Source organism: Endozoicomonas sp. ALB032, assembly GCF_049310125.1.
Classification (GTDB): domain Bacteria; phylum Pseudomonadota; class Gammaproteobacteria; order Pseudomonadales; family Endozoicomonadaceae; genus Endozoicomonas_A.
In genome coordinates this window covers 5808278-5826044 of record NZ_JBLYNW010000001.1, presented here as the reverse complement: position 1 = coordinate 5826044, position 17767 = coordinate 5808278, and the positions used below count along the sequence as shown (strand labels likewise).

Genomic DNA, 17767 nt, shown 5'->3' with positions numbered 1-17767 from the left:
GATTTCATAGTCACCTTTCAGTTTATATTATTGCCTGGAGAATTATCAGGGCCAGAACTCGGTGCTCATAGCTTGCTCATAGCTCCAGGGACGCTCTTTGGGGAAGGTTGAGGGTGATAGTCCAGTTTCTTCAGCAGCATCTTCGACGGCTCTTTTATAAGCGACAGGGAGCATGGCATCAATTTTGTTTTTCAGACCCGGCGAATCCTGGAGAATTCGTCGTGCCTGCTTTCGTTGCTCACGAATGGTGCGTTCCCAACTGTGACCCATCTGCCTTTTTTCTGGCTGGTACTCCCATTTCAACAAGTGCATGAACAGTATTTCCAGCCGGGATTGTAAGGCTCTGTAGTCACTGCGGCCCATACTCTCAATTTCCTCAAGGATATTTTCCAGATCGAGTTCTGCGAGGCGACCTTCACGGATCAGTTTTGCCTGCCTCTGGGTCCAGCTATAAAAGTCGGTATCGTACAAGTCACGCATATAGGCCACCTGCTTTGTCCATTATCACACTTTCCTACAGTCTATCTTACCTACTTTGTACCTTACGAATCTAAACTGCACCAACAACGATAGTGCAAGTTTCATTTACAGGGCTGTGCCTAGTTTAATGAAGAGTCATTAGGTGATACTGGTTGCAGCCATGAGTGCACTCAATACTTCGGCTCGTTTTGTTCTGAAATTTATACTCGAAGTCATCAATCCGAAAGGCTCCTGACGGTTTGTTTTGCTCTTGACTTTTTGTTGTCAGAGCCTGAAGAAATAGTTTTATTCATGCTTTTATCGAACTTCAGCGTAAGACCCCCACCGAAATGGGTGGGGGATGTAAGCTCGGCAGTTGCCACAGAGAGCCAAGCGACTATAATTAGTCGCATACTGGAGAGCAATTATTGTGGCTCAGAAAAAGAACATTGAAAAACTGAAGGAAGGCCCGAACACCTTTCCATGGAAAGATGTCTGCTCACTATTGAATTATTTTGGCTACAAGCAGGAGGAAAAGGCTGGCTCACGGGTACGATTTTACAACAAAAACACGAAACGAATGATAAGACTGCACAGGCCACACCCGGACAAAAATCTGAAAGGGGGAGCCCTGAAGGCACTTATTGAGTTTCTGGATAACGAGGGGCATCTGTCATGACTCAATACCTCAAATACAAGGGCTATCAAGGCACAATAGAGCCACAGATTGATGATGGTACGCTGTTTGGCAAAGTAGCCTTTATCCGAGATCTGATTACTTATGGAGCGGACACGCTGCCAAAGCTGATAGAGGAATTTCAGCAGTCAGTAGATGACTACCTGAAAGACTGTGAGGAACTAGGCAAAACCCCTGATAAACCATTCAAGGGCTCGCTGAATGTTCGCGTCGGTGAGGAACTTCACAAGGCCATGGCCATAGCCATCCTCGAAGCACCACTTAATCACACAAGGCCAAAGTCTATCAATGCGTTCATTTGTGAGGCGATAGAGGAAAAGCTAAGCAGGGAAAGAAGCAAAGGGATTAGCACCGACACGATTAATTAATTATCGAATGAGCGTAAAAACCCGTCCCTTAGGACGGGGCGGACATCAAGTTTCATTTATAGGGCTGGGCGTAGTTTAATACAGAGTCAGAAGGTGATACTGGTTGCAGCCATGAGTGCACTCAATACTCCGGCTCGTTTTGTTCTGAAATTTATACTCGAAGTCATCAATCCGAAAGGCTCCTGAGGGTTTGTTTTACTCTTGACTTTTTGTTGTCAGAGCCTGAAGAAATAGTTTTGTTCATGCTTATATATTGTCAAAACATTGGCTTCGCTGTCTGAGTACTTATTTTGGAGACTGTCCCGACTTCTTTATAAAATCAGTCGTTTACACCAAATGGCTCTGTCATAGTCATAGTTTTTTTTCAATGCGTTTGGTTTTTTTTTAAAATCCGTCTAGAACTGAAAATAACGGTTTTAGAAATATCTAAAGCCAAACTCAAATAATCAATAAGGAAGTTTGATTATGAATAATTTTTTCCCAGCTATCGCTCTTTCCAGTCTTTTGATGTTCTCTGCAGGCTCATTTGCCAATAGCGACGAAAAAGAATGGGTCGTTAATGTCAACACAGCCACTGTTCAGGAACTGGACGAAAAGCTTATAGGTGTAGGTCGACGAACAGCAGAAGAGATAGTAAAACACCGAAAAGCCCATGGTCCTTACAAGAATATGGATGACCTGGATCAGGTGAAGTTCATCGGTGAAGCCTTTATGAAGAAAAACGAATCCAGAATAATTTTTGAAGAGTAGGAATAATACACACAAAAAAGCCCGTCCATAGAGACGGGCTTTTTTGTGTGTTGAGTAGCTGTTCCAAAACCGATAATCTGACCCGAATAAAGACTAATGCAGGAGTTTTCCTTTGACGTTTACCTGGATCGACTGGGTCATTGTGGCCATAGTGGCTGTGTCCTCTCTTATCAGCCTTAAACGTGGCTTTTTTAAGGAAGTTCTTTCTCTTCTGACTTGGGTAGTGGCCATTTTTGTGGCCTGGACTTTTAATGGCAGTGTTGCCAGCTTGTTGACCCAGTATGTAGAGACCCCATCTGTTAGAGTAATTTCCGCATCAATCCTGCTTTTCGTCGCAACTCTACTGGTGGGGGGGTTAGTGAATCGTTTGTTTGCAGAATTGGTAGAAGCCACTGGCCTTACTGGGACTGACAGGGTGTTGGGTATGGTTTTCGGAGGACTCAGAGGCTGCCTGCTTGTAGTGCTTGTGGTGGGACTAATGACATTTGCCCCATTAGAGAATGACGAAGCATGGCAAGATTCGGTATTATTGCCCCACTTTTTGCTGCTTGCAGACTGGTCCAGGCAAACAGTGGTCCAGTGGGTTGAACCATTGATGCAAGCCGGTTGAAATAATCTCTGAAAGCTTCCCGGGAACAGGCAAACGTCCAGGGAGTGCTTTCAATGAACTTTTGAGAAAAAACAGGCTCTAAAGCCAACCAAAAGCATAAAATGCGGGGAGAGCCGATTTTCAGGTTACCCTGCCATAGCTTTAGAGCCGCTGATCCAGCCTGAGGATGTGATAAATGTGTGGAATTGTCGGTATTTCGGCGACAGTGAATGTTAACCAGCTGTTGTTCGATGCGCTGACCGTGCTTCAGCACAGGGGGCAGGACGCAGCCGGAATGGTCACTTTGGGGGGAGGGCATTTTTATCTGAGAAAAGATAACGGGCTGGTCCGTGATGTCTTCAGAACCCGGCATATGAAAAAACTGGTAGGGAATATGGGCATCGCTCATGTTCGGTATCCTACTGCAGGGACTTCGAGCTCAGCCGAAGCCCAGCCATTCTATGTGAACTCTCCCTACGGGGTTGCCCTTGCCCATAACGGGAATCTCACCAATGCCCAGAGCATCAAGCAAGAGCTCTTTGAAGCAGATCTTCGTCATATCAATACCAGCTCTGATTCAGAGATTCTGTTGAATGTCTTTGCCCATGAACTGGAGCAGTCTGGCAAGTTGCAGCCCAGTCCGGAAGATTTTTTTCAGGCGGTTCGTCGCGTCTATGAGCGTTGTGAAGGAGGTTATGCTGTCGTTGCTATGATCAATGGTCACGGTATCATTGGTTTTCGTGATCCTTATGGTATCCGCCCCCTGATTTACGGTAAGCGAGAAAGCGAGAAAGGTACAGAGTATATGATGGCTTCTGAATCCGTCGCTCTGAGTGCCTCTGGTTTTGAAGTGATCCGTGACGTTGAACCAGGCGAAGCCGTATTTATAGACTCAAACAATCAGCTGCACACTTTCCAGTGTGTCGAGGGCACCAAGCACCCATGTATGTTTGAATACGTCTATCTCGCTCGGCCTGACTCAATTGTGGACGGTATTTCGGTCTATCAGGCGCATCAGAGAATGGGGCAGATCCTGGCCAACAAGATTCTCAGAGAGTGGCCAGAGCACGATATCGATGTGGTCATGCCTATTCCTGACACCAGCCGAACATCGGCACTGGAGATTGCCAACCGGTTGGGGCTTCCTTACAAAGAAGGCTTTGTTAAAAACCGTTATATCGGTCGAACCTTTATCATGCCTGGTCAGGAGGTCCGCAAGAAGTCCGTTCGTCAAAAACTCAGTGCTATACGTCAGGAATTTGAAGGCAAGAATGTGCTGTTGGTGGATGACTCTATCGTCAGGGGCACAACCTGTCAGCAGATCATCGAGATGGCCAGAGACAGTGGTGCAAAGAAAGTCTATTTTAGCTCTGCTGCCCCTGCGATTCGTTACCCCAATGTTTACGGGATCGATATGCCGACATCAGAAGAACTCATAGCCTACAATCGGACAGATAAGGAAATTGAGCAGGAAATCGGGGCAGATCGTCTGATCTTCCAGGATTTGGATGATCTAAAGAAAATTGTTTCTTCGTTGAATCCCGAGATTACCGACTTCGACTGTTCTGTTTTTGATGGTAAATACATTGCTGGCGGTATCGACAGTGAATACCTCAGTCGTCTTGCTGCCAGCAGGAACGAACAAACCCGGGCGAATAAAGGAAGTGATTCGATCATTGACCTTCACAATGATGAAGAGCTTGCCTGATTTATCCCTCAACAGCGCCAGTTACCATAGTCAAGCCCCTGTTAGCTTTGCTAACAGGGGCTAAGCTGGGTCTGGTTTAGATACAGTTTCATACCTCAAATCTTTCATCCTCAGCCCAATCTCAAGATCACAAGCCAAAGTTGCCAATTTCAGGCTTAACAATGCCTGTTCTTTCTGCTTCACTACTTTTCCCGCCGCCCCTTTAGCCTCCTCTCCCAACAAAAAGATATTGCTTATTTCCTGATGTTCCAGAATCAGGGAGGTCGCTCCCTTATCGCCTACGCCCTGAACGCCGGGCACATCGCCCACACCGGCAATTGCCCAGAACTGGGTTAGCTTTTCAGCCCCGAAGCCGTAAAGGTTCTGTACACTCTCTCCCTGATAATCAATCTTCTGGAAATGATCACGCAGTTTTATCTGCGGAACATTCAACAGTTGCAGGAAAATACGGTCGGTTGAAAGGATGGTGGTTTCGGCGTTGGCTTTTGATGCCTTGGAGGCTATAGCGGCAATGACATCATCCGCTTCCAGACCTGTTTTTCTGAATGTTTTTACCCCCATTTTCAGAAAAGCTCTGTTAAAGTCGCCCAGTCTTTTTCTCAGTGCTTCGGGCATGGGCTTGCGACCCTTTTTATAGTCAGGAAAAAGCTCATGTCGCCAGGTCGGAGGGTTGCCATCAAAAACCATCAGGCAATGCGTTGGCGATGTTTCCTTAATGGCCCGAGTTAGCGAAGCAATGGTAGCTGAAATTGCTCCGTCTATCTGGCTGTTTTCATCCGGGGCCCTGACAGCAGCGTGTACTCTTCGGATAAGATTCAGAGCATCAATCAAAAGCAGGTGAGGGCGCATTCTGTTTTTCCTGAACAGCCATGGATGTATAAATCAACACTAAACATTTAATAATCGTGTTCCCAGATTACCACATTCAGGGGCCGGGAATTTTCTTTTATCTTTCTAAAACCGAGCAGTGAGGGTGGTTATTTCTACTGTCAACTGCCGGTTTTTTTCGCTATCTTTGGCATCTCAGCCATCCGGGATATGTCAGACTCAAGGTTCTTTCAGGCCGGGTAGAAAACCTCAGCATGACATATAATCGAAGCCTTGGAATTGTAGGCTCAGAAACAGCCATGAGTGAAAAAAAATGCAGCGTAATATCTGAATAGCAGAACAAAATATTATTCATGGTAAACTGCCCTCAGCGGTACAAAGGACCAGAAATGAAAGACAACGAATTGAGTAATCAGGATCAATGGGCGTTTGAAACTCAGGCTATCAGGACTGGCGTCATACGCAGTGGTGAAAGAGAGCACAGCGAAGCTATTTATCTGACTTCCAGCTTCACTTATGACAGTGCTGAGCAGGCTCAGGCTGTTTTTGCCGGAGATGAACAGGGCAATGTTTATTCACGGTATACCAACCCCTCAGTAAAAATGTTTGAAGAGCGTATGGCGGCCCTTGAAGGGGGAGAGTTGGCCTGTGCCGCCTCTTCAGGCATGGCGGCTATCCTGGGTATGTGCATGGGGTTGTTGAAAGCCGGTGATCATGTGATTTGCTCTCGCAGTGTTTTTGGTACGACGGTCACCATATTTGCCAAATACCTGGGCAAATTTGGCGTAGAAACCACTTTTGTTGATTTCACGGATTACCAGCAGTGGCGAGATGCAATGCGTCCTGAAACACGTCTTTTATTTCTGGAAACGCCTTCAAACCCTCTGGGCGAAGTAGTGGATCTGGAAATCATGGCCGCCATTGCTCATGAGAATGATGCTTTATTGATGGTAGATAACTGCTTCTGTACACCGGCTCTGCAGCAGCCTCTGAAGCTTGGGGCAGATATTGTCGTCCACTCTACCACCAAGTTTATCGACGGTCAGGGACGCTGCATGGGGGGAGTAGCTGTCGGCAGCAAGGAACTGATCAGTGAGATGCATCTCTGGCAACGAGCGGCTGGTGCTTCAATGAGTCCTTTTAATGCCTGGAATTTCTACAAGTCCCTTGAAACACTTAATCTCAGGGTCAATGCTCATTGCCGCAATGCAATGGCTCTGGCCCAATGGCTGGAAGCGCATCCTGCTGTTGAAAAGGTTCACTACAGTGGTCTTGAGTCTCATCCCGGTCATAGTTTGGCAAAACGGCAGCAGAAAGCCTTTGGCGGTGTTCTTGCCTTTGAAGTCAAAGGCGGTCGAGAGCAGGCCTGGAAAGTGATGGATGCGGTAACCTTTATTTCCAGAACCGCTAATCTGGGTGATACCCGCACAACGATCACCCATCCGGCCACCACAACGCACTGTCGTCTTTCTGATGAAGACAAAGCAAGAGCCGGTATTACCGAAAATCTGATCAGGGTGGCTGTAGGCCTTGAGAACCTTGAAGATCTCAAGGCTGATCTGGAAAAAGGATTAGCTCAACTTTAAATAAGCCCCCCGGAACAGAAAAGGAATTCTGTTCTTTTGTGTCGATTGACCGATAAAACAGCCTTGAGTACAAAAAAGCAAAGTCTTCAAAATAATAAGAATGGTTCCCAATCAATGAATGAAGTCAATCAATGTATTCATGCGCTGAATACGATTATCCGTGGCAAGGATCAGGAAATTCGGCTTGCGGTATGTTGTCTTCTTGCCCGGGGCCACCTGCTCATCGAAGATCTGCCCGGCATGGGTAAAACAACGCTGGTTCATGCACTGGCGCGGGTCATGGGGTTAGATTATCAGCGAGTGCAGTTTACCAGTGATTTGCTACCTGCTGATATTATCGGGGTCACTGTTTTTGATAAAAATAGTGCCAGCTTTGCTTTTCACCCCGGGCCGGTTTTTTCCCGGCTGTTGCTGGCGGATGAAATCAACAGGGCTTCACCCAGAACGCAAAGTGCCTTGCTTGAAGCCATGGAGGAGCGTCAGGTTTCGGTAGATGGTCAGCCGCACTCCCTGCCCGAACCTTTTTTCGTGGTGGCCACCCAGAATCCTGTCTATCAGGAAGGCACTTTTCCCCTGCCAGAATCCCAGCTTGACCGATTCTTGATGAGATTAGAGTTGGGCTATCCCGACCCTGAATCAGAGAAAGCCATTTTGAAAGGCGAAGCCGGCAGGGCAGAACTGAATGCACTGCCTGTCATCTTTAATGCAGATCAATTGATCAAGGCTCAGAATGCATCAGCCCGGGTACATGTCGGGGAGATGTTATTGGATTATGTCATGAGGCTGATTTCTCGTACCAGGGAGGCGGGTTGCTTCCATGTTGGACTCTCGCCACGGGCGGGACTGGCGTTAATGGCGGCTGCAAAAGCCTGGGCCTGGATGGAAGGTCGGGACTATGTTATTCCCGAGGATATTCAGGCTGTGTTTGTCTCTGTTGCCGATCACCGATTACAAGCAAAGGAAAAAGGTCAATCGGTCAGGGAGTTGCTGACTAGCACTCAAGTGATGGGTTAACGGGTATGTCAGAAGGCGCTGTAAAACGGCGATATCGTCAATGGCTGGATCGACGGATTCCTCCGGCTGCCCGGGTGACTCTGGATCAAAAACGGATATTTATCCTGCCCACAAAAGGGGGCTACACATGGCTGTTTGTTGCTGCCCTTATTTTTATTCTTGCTGCCAATTATGCTAACAGTCTGGCGTTTGGTCTGTCCTTTTTTATGGTCAGTCTGTTTATGCTGTCCATTCTTCATACCTGGAGAAATCTGGCGGGCATCACTCTGATTTCAAAGTCTGCCGGTTCGGGACATGTTGGGGACCTGATACCCGTTCATCTGCAATTGCAGACAGGTGGGCGGGGTCGGCAATCTGTGAGATTAGGCTGGCCCGAAAATGAGCAAGTGACCTATTCATTCGAAACGGATCTGGACGTGAGTCTGAGGGTAAAAGCAACATCCAGAGGCTGGTTTCGTCCGGGAAGGATGAGACTCGAGAGCCTGTATCCTCTGGGATTTTGCAGGGCCTGGAGCTGGGTTGAACTTGAAATGCAGACACTGATCTATCCCCGACCTGATTACACCCACCCTGTTCCAAGCCTACTGGGCGCGGGGGAGGAAACCGGTGTCCAAACACGATCAGGGCAGGATGATTTTGCCGGCTTTCGCCGCTTTAAAGAGACGGATCTTGCGGGTCATGTTGACTGGAAAGGGTATGCGAGAACCAGTGAGCTGAATACCAAGCTGTTTGAAGAGCCTATTGGTCATCAGGTTAAGCTCTCCCTGGAGCATAATCCCGGCGTAAGTCTTGAAGATAAACTGTCTGTTCTGGCTGGATGGTGTCTGAGATGCGAAGCCACTAACAAACCTTTCAGCTTGTCTGTTCCCGGGACAGAGTTGGCAGCCGATGGAGGGCGCAAGCATTTAAAACAGTGCCTTGAGACTTTGGCTCTATTTGCTTCTGGCTCTGACAGGGCTTCGGGCAGTGTAAAGTCAGGAGGTGGTCGTGCTGAGTAATGCTCAGGTGAGCAGAACCTCAACACTGTGGTTAACTGCAGCCCTTCTGTCAGTCCTGTTGCCCATTTGGAAGCAAGTTCCGACGCTGATTATTTTACTGGGTTGTCTTTCAGCAGGCTGGCGGATTACTATTTTGCTGGGTAGAGGGCAGTGGCCACCTTTTTTGTTGCGTCTGGGACTGATTCTGATTGCACTGGTTACGGTGATAGTCAGTTTCAGGCCGTTGATATCTCTGGAATCATCGGTCTCTGTTCTGGCAGCAGGGTATGCACTCAAACTGTTGGAAATGAGAAGCCAGCGTGATGCGCTTATTGTGGTTTACATCGGCTATTTTCTGGTGGCGACAGCCGTTCTTTTCTCCCAGTCGTTACTACAAACACTCTACCTGATGTTTTGTCTGGTGATGTTGATCGCTGCCCAGCAGGGCTTGTTCCGATCAACGAATGCGGCACCTGTTGTTTCCAGTATAAGGTTTGCAGGCCTCCTTGTTTTGCAGGCAGCTCCTTTAACCATTCTCCTGTTTGTCCTGGTGCCACGGATGGGGCCGCTCTGGTCAGTACCCCTTCCCGATAATAGTGCCAGAACTGGCTTAACCGATGCCATGACGCCAGGCGATATAGCAAGACTCAGTCGTTCAGATGAGCTGGTGTTTCGGGCACGCTTTGCTGGTGATGTACCACCACCTCGGCAAAGATACTGGCGGGCTGTGGTTCTGGATCAGTTTGATGGCAAGACCTGGAAGCAAACGGACAAGCCTTTTTCTGTTGCCGCCATGTCGCAGAAAGATTGGGTCAGCAGGCAACCTGAAATTGAAGGCTGGTGGAAGAATCGTCAGGGAAGCTATCAATATGAAGTGATGATGGAGCCTAGCGGAAAACCATGGATGTATACATTGGGAGCTGCTGGCACAGTGGCTGAAAACAGCTTTTTATACAGGACAATGAGACTGGCATCGGAACGACCGATTGACAGCCGATTGTTGTACTCACTGGATGGGATGTTGCCTCAGGCTCGATCTGTCTTAATGCCTGACTGGCTTGCTGCCTTGAATACTCAGATTCCGGATTTTGGAAATGACCGGAGTCGACAATATGCCCTCAGGCTGTTCAACCAGGCAGGTCAGGATCCCGTCAAAATGGCGGCTCGATTGCTGTCGCTGTTCCGTCTGGATGATTTCTACTACACCGTTGCACCGCCTTTGTACGATCAAAACTCTACGATTGATGAATTTCTGTTTGAAGGTAGGCGAGGTTTTTGTGCCCATTATGCCGGAGCATTCGTTTATCTGATGAGGGCTGCGGGTGTTCCGGCCAGGGTCATCGGCGGTTATCAGGGTGGAGAGTTTAAGGAAGCTGATAACCTGATTCAGGTTCGGCAGTTCGATGCTCATGCCTGGGCTGAAATCTGGGTGGCAGGGCAGGGCTGGCAGAGGTTTGATCCAACTGCTGCAGTTTCACCCCAGCGCATAGAGGCGGGTCTGGAAGCGGCTATTGGCAGCTCCGGAACTTTTTTGCCAGACAGTCCTTTGTCTCTCTATCGTTACCGTGATTCAGGCATTATTAACAGAGTCAGGCTGGCCTTTGAGAAGGCAGAATATCAATGGCAGAGATCGGTCGTGAATTTCAAGCAGGATCAGCAGGAAGCGTTTCTGAGAAGCCTGTTGGGTGATGAAGATTTTTATTGGCGACAAGGGGTGGCTCTGACGATAGGGGTAAGCGTGATACTGGCCATACTGTCCCTGACTTTACTGTATCGCCGACAGACTCTGCCTCCGCTTCAGAAACTCTATGCTCGCTTCCTGAAAAAAATGGCCAGAAGAGGCTTTGTTCCTCGAAAGGGTGAAGCAGAGTTGAGTTTTGCCCGTCGTATTTCCCAATCGGATGACTCGCTTGCAGAACCTGTAATGTCGTTTTGTGAGGCTTATATGCGAGCGGCTTACGGAGAAAAACATTCGGAAATGGACGAGTTGAAGCGGCTTTTGGCTAATTTTTAGGGCTAGATGATTTCTCGTTTAGGTGGCTTTGGCATCTTCTGGCTCAGATAATGGTTAATATATCGCTGGGTTTCCTGACCTTTTTCAGTGCCGGGGCAAACCAGATACACTTTTGGCGGTTTGGTTTCATAAGGGTGACTGCTCATGTATCGGCTGATGGCTACACAAACAATGGTCGCTGCTCTTTGTGGGGAAAGGTTCATTTCAGAACTGAAAATGGGGATGGCTATGCTCGACAGATTTTTCCTGTGAGCGGCTTCGATGGTGGATTGGTAGGCGGCGACCAACTCTGAATTAATATTCCCGGAATCGACATGTGGAAGCATGGCATGAACCATGTGACTGAAGCCCCTGTCCTGCAGTGCAGGGCTGGGTGCAATGACGGCCAGTCCTGGTTGCACCTTTTTAATAGCTTCCAAAAAACCTTTTTTTGCCAAACCGGTATCAATTTCGGAAAGCTGCTTCAGTAAAACCGTCTCATTTTTTGATCCCTTGGGGGTGTACGGGCAGGCAATGGCTTGAATAGGCGGGGTTTGTAATTCATTCATTCGGCTGATATCCCCGGACATCAAAAAGACCTCTTTTCCTAGCAGTTGGTCAGCAGGTATTCTGACATCCGTTTGCATCAGAGTGTCCGTAGATGGTTGTGCTGAAGCAGTGATAAGAAGCTCAAGAGGCCTGACAAAATCGGCAAGTTTGTGAGCCTCTCCAGCAGGATGCCTCAGAGTCAGATCATTCAAAACAGCTGGCCAGTTAGCGGCGCCCACCTGGTTCACAAGTTTGGAAAAAGCCTGCATGTCTTCCAGCGTTCCCTGTTTGTAGGTTTTGATTTGAAGGCGCCTGGCTTGGGTTAGCAGTTTGTTCTGAAGTTCAGATAAAAGGTCCGTCTCTACAGTGACTGAGCTGACATCAATACCAATACGGGCAAAGTCATTCCTGAAGTGTTGAGCGGCTCTATTAATCCGGGATCTGGGATTATCATGGCGTTTGATGTCTCGAAGTCTTATGCGCGAATAAGGGTTGTCGCCCCTGGCTCTGGCTTCCTGGAGCAGGGCGGCAGGGTCTTCCAGTACCCGGGTTTTCCGGTTCCAGGTAAAGGCTGAGCGCAGTTTGTGTTTTACCCAGCTTTTGAAAATCTGCCAGTTGGATGCCGAACTGAACACGTCAGACGTTGGAATCATGCATAAGCCAGAAAATCTACTGATAGTCTTCAGTATAATCAGTTCATTCCTGATCTGGATTTACAAGGCTAAAAGGTATCTGGCAAGGCTGGCTGACAACGTCAGCCGGATAAGTTATCGACTTTCTGACGAGTCTTTCTGCTGGCTGGAAATAGGCTGTCAATTTTCCCACTCTGGCAACCAGGCTTAGTAAAAAAAATCCCCGCACAATGGCGGCTGTCGCAAAACTCTCTCCAGCGTGGGAACGAGTTGACTCCCGTCATTCCCGGCTTCATTCTCGTCATTCCTGGTTTCATTCTCGTCATTCCCGGTTTCATTCTCGTCATTCCCGCGAAGGCGGGAATCCACACTGACTCACCACCAGAACCATACTGCCCGGTGCCCACCTGGCCTTGTCATCCCCGAGAAGGCAGAGATCCACCGTTGGCGCTGGATTCCCGCCTTCGCGGGAATGACGAGCTTAGAACGTGGGAACGAGTTGTTAAAAAAATCCCCGCACAATAGCGGGGATTTCAGGTGGACAATCAGGTTACTGATCAGCTTGCTTTGGCGATAACATCATCAGCTGCCTTCTGGTAGGACTCTACCTGATCAAAGTTCAGGTAACGGTAGACTTCACTGGACATGGAATCCAGATTTTGAGCGTATTCCATGTACTCATCAGCTGTAGGAATCTTACCCAGAATCGCGCCAACAGAAGCCAGCTCGGCAGAGCACAGGTATACGTTAGCCCCGTCACCGAGACGGTTCGGGAAGTTACGGGTAGACGTTGACAGTACTGTAGCACCGGGTTCTACCCGTGCCTGGTTACCCATACACAGTGAGCAACCCGGGATTTCGGTACGTACACCGCTGTCCTGATAGATGTTGTAATAGCCTTCTTCTTCCAGTTGGGCCTTGTCCATCTTGGTGGGAGGAGACATCCAGAAGCGGGTTTGCAGAGGGGCCTTGTTCTGCTCCAGCAGTTTACCGGCTGCACGGAAGTGACCGATGTTGGTCATGCAGGAACCCAGGAAAACTTCGTCAATCTTGTCGCCAGCCACGTCAGACAGTGTACGGGCATCGTCCGGATCGTTGGGAGCACACAGGATAGGCTCTTTGATTTCAGACAGGTCGATTTCAATCACTTCAGCGTACTCTGCGTCAGCATCAGCGCGCATCATAACCGGGTTGGCTAGCCACTCTTCCATCTTGCGGGCACGGCGCTCCAGAGTACGAGGGTCGCCGTAACCTTCGCTGATCATCCAGCGCAGCATAGTCACATTCGACTTCAGGTACTCAGCAATGGACTCTTCAGACAGAGTGATAGTACAACCTGCAGCGGAACGTTCAGCAGAAGCGTCTGACAGTTCGAAGGCTTGCTCGGCTGTCAGGCTTTCCAGACCTTCGATTTCCAGGATGCGACCGGAGAAGGCATTTTTCTTGCCTTTCTTCTCAACGGTCAGCAGGCCTTGCTTGATACCGTACAGTGGAATGGCGTGAACCAGATCACGCAGAGTGATGCCGGGTTGCATTTCGCCTTTGAAACGAACCAGAATGGACTCCGGCATATCCAGAGGCATAACACCGGTGGCCGCAGCAAAGGCGACCAGACCGGAACCGGCAGGGAAGGAAATACCCAGTGGGAAACGGGTATGAGAGTCACCCCCTGTACCCACAGTGTCTGGCAGCAGCATACGGTTTAGCCAGCTGTGGATGATACCGTCACCCGGGCGCAGAGATACACCACCGCGGTTCATAATGAAGTCTGGCAGAGTGTGGTGAGTTTCAACATCAACCGGCTTTGGATAAGCCGCCGTGTGACAGAAAGACTGCATCACCAGGTCGGCAGAGAAGCCCAGGCAGGCCAGATCTTTCAGCTCATCACGGGTCATTGGGCCCGTGGTGTCCTGAGAACCGACGGTGGTCATTTTTGGCTCACAGTAAGTACCGGGACGAACGCCTTCAACACCACAGGCTTTACCGACCATTTTCTGAGCCAGGGTAAAGCCTTTCTCGGAGGCTTCAGGAGCAACAGGGCGACGGAATATCTCGGAATGTCCCAGACCCAGAGCTTCACGGGCGCGGTCGGTCAAGCCACGACCAATGATCAGGTTAATACGGCCGCCAGCTTGTACTTCGTCCAGGATGACATCGGATTTGAAGCCAAATTCAGACAGTACTTCACCGGATTCGGACAGGATTTTGCCGTCGTATGGACGGATCTCGATCACATCACCCATGCCCAACTTATCAACGGGGGCTTCGAAAACCAGTGCGCCAGCATCTTCCATCGTGTTGAAGAAGATGGGTGCTACTTTTCCGCCAATACAGATACCGCCTGCACGCTTGTTAGGTACGCCCGGAATATCATCACCGAAGAACCAGAGTACAGAGTTGGTCGCGGATTTACGGGAAGAGCCGGTACCTACTACGTCGCCCACAAAAGCAACGGGCAGGCCTTTGGCCTTGATGTCGTCGATCTGCTTCAGAGGGCCGGTAACACCGTGCTCTTCAGGTTCCAGACCGTCGCGGGTCATTTTGTACATGGCTCGGGCATGAACTGGAATGTCTGGTCGAGACCAGGCATCAGGGGCAGGAGAAAGGTCGTCGGTGTTGGTTTCACCGGACACTTTGAAGACGGCAACCTTGATGCTTTCCTGAACCGCTTGACGCTGGGTGAACCATTCGGCGTCTGCCCAGGACTTCAGGACAGCTTTAGCATGGGCGTTTCCGGCCTTGCTTTTCTCTTCGATGTCGTGGAAAGCATCAAACACCAACAGGGTGCTTTTCAGTTGTTCTGCGGCCAGCTCTGCCAGTTCGGTGCTGTCCAGCAGTTCAACCAGCGTCTCAATGTTGTAGCCACCATGCATCAGGCCCAGCAGTTCAACCGCTTTTTTCTTGTCCAACAGTGGGGATTCTGCCTCACCTGTAGCAATGGCAGACAGGAACCCGGCTTTCACATAGGCAGCTTCGTCCACGCCGGGCGGAATGCGGTTTTCCAGCAGGTCCAGCAGATACTCTTCTTCACCGGCGGGTGGGTTTTTCAGCAAGGCTACCAGTCCGGTGACTTGCTCAGCGCTTAATGGCTTTGGTGGGACACCTTCTGCTGCACGCTCTTCGACATGTTTTCTGTAGGCTTCTAGCACGGATCAACCCTCATCATCTGTGCGGCCTGCCCGTTCACCCTTGCTGTAATGTTTACAGTGATGGGGCGGACAGTTGCTGATGTTCCTGTGAATATAGGTCCTGCACGGTATGGCTGGGCGGGTAAAGAAGAAAGCTCTGCCGGATACTTCTGCTCCTCCTCTAGAACAGGAGTTTACTTTAGATCACTTTCATGCCCATGACGATGTGTGCAGGCATCGTAAACCGGTCGGAATTATTCTGTATAGATTAGCAGTGAAAAGAACTGTAACCTTCGCTTATTCAGCCAACCGGCGGCGCGGGCAGTATAGCGGATAGCGTTATTCAAGTTAAGGGAAGCCCGCAATCTTTGATATAAATTTGGTGAATACTGGTTGAATCGGTCGGAAAAGCCCTTGTTGCGCCGGTTTTTTTCGTATATCGCTGATTATTACCGCAAATAATGAATGCCATCTGGTCTGAATGAACTTCGATGTCTATTCATTGAAATGACTTAACCCAACTGATCAAGTGATCGGTTTAAGTAGGTCAAGTTCCCATAAAGGTGGGGCAGGGGCATTAGAATATGATGCACTATGATGCCATTATTGTGGGTATGGGGATTATGGGATGCGCTGTTGCAGCCCGACTGACCCAAGCTGGTTTAAGTGTGCTTTGTCTGGAGCAATATGAGTTAGGTAATAAAAGAAACAGTTCTCACGGCCAGACCAGACTCTTTCGACTCTCTTATTTTGAAGACTCTCGCTACGTTCCCCTGCTTAAAGAAGCTCTGGTCGACTGGCAGGATATCAATCGTGTTACAGACGGGAAGATACTCTCTCTGAACGGGCTGCTAATTGCTGGTGATCTGATGTCAAGCCAGACTTTAAAGGGAGTTTTAAGCAGTGCCTCTGAGTATGATCTGGACGTTAATATCCTGAAAGGCAGTGAATGCAGCGAACTTGTTTCCGGTCTGAAAGTCCCTTCAGTCTGGACAGGCATACTGGACCGGCAAGCCGGGTTTTTGGATCTTGATAAGTCATTGCAATATTTCCTTGAAGTATTGAGAAGTCACTCAGGTCAGATACTGGAGAACACTTTAATGGAGTCATTTAAGGAGCATGATAGTGGTGTTGAGGTTACAACCAGTAAAGATGTTTTTTCCTGTTCACACCTGGTCGTAACCGCAGGCTCCTGGCTGAACAGCATTGTCGGTGGAAAGTATCCGCTGGAAATTGAGATGAATCTTCAGTATTGGTTTAAGAGCAGAAACAGTGAGAATTTGTCAGCGGATGCGCCAGCTTTTGCCTTCGACACTCCCGATGGATTTTATTATGGTGTGCCTCAATATGGTGCTGAGCGACTGGTGAAGATTGGCAGACACAAAACGGGTTTTCTGTTGGATAATCCTGAACAGTTGCTTCAAGATTCTCGCAGAAACCTTTCAGAGATCCAGTCAGTTATTGAAAAGTATTTGCCAGGGGTGGTGCCTGAAGTTATCAGGGAAGAGCCATGTCTTTACACTAATAGTCCCGATGGGCATTTCATTATGGAGGCATTACCAGATCACCAGAGAGTCATTGTAGCAGGGGGCTTTTCAGGTCATGGCTTCAAGTTTGCCCCTGTGGTGGGGAGTATTATCAGAAAAATGGTTTTGGAGGAGCCACTGCCTGAAGTATTGGAGCTTTTTAAGCACTCAAGGTTTCAGAATATGTAAAGAAGCAAAAATAAACTATGGCGCTTTGTTTATTTATGAGAAAGGCAGTTATGTGCTTAGATCTTTAACAACCCTTAGACTTCCTTTTTTCCATAGTTCAAAAGTATCTAATATTGATTCAAGATCCTGAATGTAAATATCTTCCTTAGAAAGCTTGCTAATGTATTTTCCATTACCGATATAAACCACACTATGAAAAACTAAAGGTTTTCTTTCAGTGTGGGAAGTATTGTTTGTTATTTGCACAATGTCTCCAAAGTCTAAATCCTTTTCTCCAGTAAATTCATAAATTTTTATGTTCGAAAGCGATTCGTAAAAAGAATCATGAGTGTTATCTCTCGTAGATATTAAAACTGAAAGCCCAAAGCTCAAATAATAAGCAAAGTCGTGACATACACCCTCTATTTTTGATTTATCATCTGGATAGAAAACAGTGCAAACATTTCTAAAGCCTTTTGTTATGATGTCAGAGAGTCTCTTTATTAATTGTTGGTTTTTCTCTTCTTGTTGTCCTGCACAATGTTCTATAAAAATCTCATCATTTTCTGAAACGGAGTCACAACCTGAGGCTTTGTCAATATGGTAATAAGTCTTGCCGTTTAGAATAAATGGATAGACTTTAAAGTCTCCCATATTGTCTCTATTAGTTACTTTATATTGGCATATCTCCAGTTTTCGATTTACTGGCTGATCAGTTTGAGAGATGGATGGGATGTCCATTGCTGGTTGAATTGATGCCGTGCTATTTTGAAATGGTTGCATGGTTCTTCCTTG

The 17767-nt window shown here is 48.2% G+C and carries 16 protein-coding genes; 11 read left to right on the top strand and 5 right to left on the bottom strand.

Going from position 1 to position 17767, the window contains the following annotated elements:
• Window positions 1-45: 45 nt before the first annotated feature.
• Window positions 46-480 carry a DUF29 domain-containing protein gene (locus ACO6VG_RS21645; protein WP_422475617.1) on the bottom strand — a complete coding sequence of 145 codons (435 nt, stop codon included), beginning with the start codon at window positions 478-480 and terminating at the stop codon, window positions 46-48.
• Window positions 481-889: 409 nt separating this feature from the next.
• Here ACO6VG_RS21645 and ACO6VG_RS21640 point away from each other — a divergent pair, with 409 nt between their 5' ends.
• From ACO6VG_RS21640 to purF, 5 genes are all read left to right on the top strand, one after another.
• Complete coding sequence (locus ACO6VG_RS21640; RefSeq protein ID WP_422134182.1) at window positions 890-1138, top strand: type II toxin-antitoxin system HicA family toxin; 249 nt, start codon at window positions 890-892, stop codon at window positions 1136-1138.
• Window positions 1135-1524 carry a type II toxin-antitoxin system HicB family antitoxin gene (locus tag ACO6VG_RS21635; protein ID WP_422134181.1) on the top strand — a complete coding sequence of 130 codons (390 nt, stop codon included), beginning with the start codon at window positions 1135-1137 and terminating at the stop codon, window positions 1522-1524. The genes ACO6VG_RS21640 and ACO6VG_RS21635 overlap by 4 nt, the downstream gene beginning before the upstream one ends.
• A gap of 465 nt (window positions 1525-1989) precedes the next feature.
• Window positions 1990-2274, top strand: coding sequence for a ComEA family DNA-binding protein (locus tag ACO6VG_RS21630; protein WP_422134180.1), 285 nt, complete (start codon window positions 1990-1992; stop codon window positions 2272-2274).
• Window positions 2275-2386: 112 nt separating this feature from the next.
• Window positions 2387-2884 carry a CvpA family protein gene (locus ACO6VG_RS21625; protein ID WP_422134179.1) on the top strand — a complete coding sequence of 166 codons (498 nt, stop codon included), beginning with the start codon at window positions 2387-2389 and terminating at the stop codon, window positions 2882-2884.
• A gap of 175 nt (window positions 2885-3059) precedes the next feature.
• Window positions 3060-4571 (top strand): amidophosphoribosyltransferase, encoded by a 1512-nt coding sequence (purF, locus tag ACO6VG_RS21620; protein WP_422134178.1) that lies wholly within the window; start codon window positions 3060-3062, stop codon window positions 4569-4571.
• Window positions 4572-4631: 60 nt separating this feature from the next.
• On the opposite strand, the gene ACO6VG_RS21615 is transcribed toward purF, so the two are convergent.
• Window positions 4632-5420 (bottom strand): 5'-3' exonuclease H3TH domain-containing protein, encoded by a 789-nt coding sequence (locus ACO6VG_RS21615; protein WP_422475615.1) that lies wholly within the window; start codon window positions 5418-5420, stop codon window positions 4632-4634.
• A gap of 368 nt (window positions 5421-5788) precedes the next feature.
• Here ACO6VG_RS21615 and ACO6VG_RS21610 point away from each other — a divergent pair, with 368 nt between their 5' ends.
• From ACO6VG_RS21610 to ACO6VG_RS21595, 4 genes are all read left to right on the top strand, one after another.
• Complete coding sequence (locus ACO6VG_RS21610) at window positions 5789-6985, top strand: O-succinylhomoserine sulfhydrylase (protein WP_422134176.1); 1197 nt, start codon at window positions 5789-5791, stop codon at window positions 6983-6985.
• A gap of 114 nt (window positions 6986-7099) precedes the next feature.
• The gene (locus ACO6VG_RS21605) at window positions 7100-7999 is read left to right on the top strand and encodes an AAA family ATPase (protein WP_422410508.1); all 900 of its coding nucleotides are present in this window, start codon (window positions 7100-7102) and stop codon (window positions 7997-7999) included.
• A 5-nt stretch (window positions 8000-8004) separates the two neighbouring features.
• Window positions 8005-8997 carry a DUF58 domain-containing protein gene (locus ACO6VG_RS21600; RefSeq protein WP_422410510.1) on the top strand — a complete coding sequence of 331 codons (993 nt, stop codon included), beginning with the start codon at window positions 8005-8007 and terminating at the stop codon, window positions 8995-8997.
• A complete protein-coding gene (locus ACO6VG_RS21595) occupies window positions 8987-10990 on the top strand; it encodes a transglutaminaseTgpA domain-containing protein (RefSeq protein ID WP_422475613.1) in 2004 nt (667 codons plus the stop codon). Before ACO6VG_RS21600 ends, ACO6VG_RS21595 begins: the two co-directional genes overlap by 11 nt.
• Before the next feature lie 2 nt (window positions 10991-10992).
• On the opposite strand, the gene ACO6VG_RS21590 is transcribed toward ACO6VG_RS21595, so the two are convergent.
• Window positions 10993-12171 (bottom strand): macro domain-containing protein, encoded by a 1179-nt coding sequence (locus ACO6VG_RS21590; protein ID WP_422475611.1) that lies wholly within the window; start codon window positions 12169-12171, stop codon window positions 10993-10995.
• A gap of 249 nt (window positions 12172-12420) precedes the next feature.
• Here ACO6VG_RS21590 and ACO6VG_RS21585 point away from each other — a divergent pair, with 249 nt between their 5' ends.
• Window positions 12421-12675, top strand: coding sequence for a hypothetical protein (locus ACO6VG_RS21585; RefSeq protein ID WP_422134171.1), 255 nt, complete (start codon window positions 12421-12423; stop codon window positions 12673-12675).
• A gap of 32 nt (window positions 12676-12707) precedes the next feature.
• On the opposite strand, the gene acnB is transcribed toward ACO6VG_RS21585, so the two are convergent.
• On the bottom strand, window positions 12708-15299 hold the full coding sequence (acnB, locus tag ACO6VG_RS21580) for a bifunctional aconitate hydratase 2/2-methylisocitrate dehydratase (protein ID WP_422134170.1): 2592 nt from the start codon (window positions 15297-15299) through the stop codon (window positions 12708-12710).
• A 563-nt stretch (window positions 15300-15862) separates the two neighbouring features.
• Here acnB and solA point away from each other — a divergent pair.
• Entirely contained in the window at window positions 15863-16993 is a 1131-nt protein-coding gene (gene solA, locus ACO6VG_RS21575; RefSeq protein ID WP_422134169.1) for an N-methyl-L-tryptophan oxidase, read from the top strand.
• Window positions 16994-17041: 48 nt separating this feature from the next.
• On the opposite strand, the gene ACO6VG_RS21570 is transcribed toward solA, so the two are convergent.
• Window positions 17042-17755, bottom strand: coding sequence for a hypothetical protein (locus tag ACO6VG_RS21570; RefSeq protein ID WP_422134168.1), 714 nt, complete (start codon window positions 17753-17755; stop codon window positions 17042-17044).
• Window positions 17756-17767 lie beyond the last annotated feature (12 nt).

What these genes read in the sequence shown, in the direction of transcription:
- ACO6VG_RS21590 (WP_422475611.1), bottom strand. Translation starts at nt 12,171, where the DNA reads ATGATTCCAACGTCTGACGTGTTCAGTTCGGCATCCAACTGGCAGATT.
- solA (WP_422134169.1), top strand. Translation starts at nt 15,863, where the DNA reads ATGATGCACTATGATGCCATTATTGTGGGTATGGGGATTATGGGATGC.
- purF (WP_422134178.1), top strand. Translation starts at nt 3,060, where the DNA reads ATGTGTGGAATTGTCGGTATTTCGGCGACAGTGAATGTTAACCAGCTG.
- ACO6VG_RS21645 (WP_422475617.1), bottom strand. Translation starts at nt 480, where the DNA reads ATGCGTGACTTGTACGATACCGACTTTTATAGCTGGACCCAGAGGCAG.
- ACO6VG_RS21630 (WP_422134180.1), top strand. Translation starts at nt 1,990, where the DNA reads ATGAATAATTTTTTCCCAGCTATCGCTCTTTCCAGTCTTTTGATGTTC.
- ACO6VG_RS21615 (WP_422475615.1), bottom strand. Translation starts at nt 5,420, where the DNA reads ATGCGCCCTCACCTGCTTTTGATTGATGCTCTGAATCTTATCCGAAGA.
- ACO6VG_RS21570 (WP_422134168.1), bottom strand. Translation starts at nt 17,755, where the DNA reads ATGCAACCATTTCAAAATAGCACGGCATCAATTCAACCAGCAATGGAC.
- ACO6VG_RS21610 (WP_422134176.1), top strand. Translation starts at nt 5,789, where the DNA reads ATGAAAGACAACGAATTGAGTAATCAGGATCAATGGGCGTTTGAAACT.
- ACO6VG_RS21600 (WP_422410510.1), top strand. Translation starts at nt 8,005, where the DNA reads ATGTCAGAAGGCGCTGTAAAACGGCGATATCGTCAATGGCTGGATCGA.
- ACO6VG_RS21605 (WP_422410508.1), top strand. Translation starts at nt 7,100, where the DNA reads ATGAATGAAGTCAATCAATGTATTCATGCGCTGAATACGATTATCCGT.
- ACO6VG_RS21635 (WP_422134181.1), top strand. Translation starts at nt 1,135, where the DNA reads ATGACTCAATACCTCAAATACAAGGGCTATCAAGGCACAATAGAGCCA.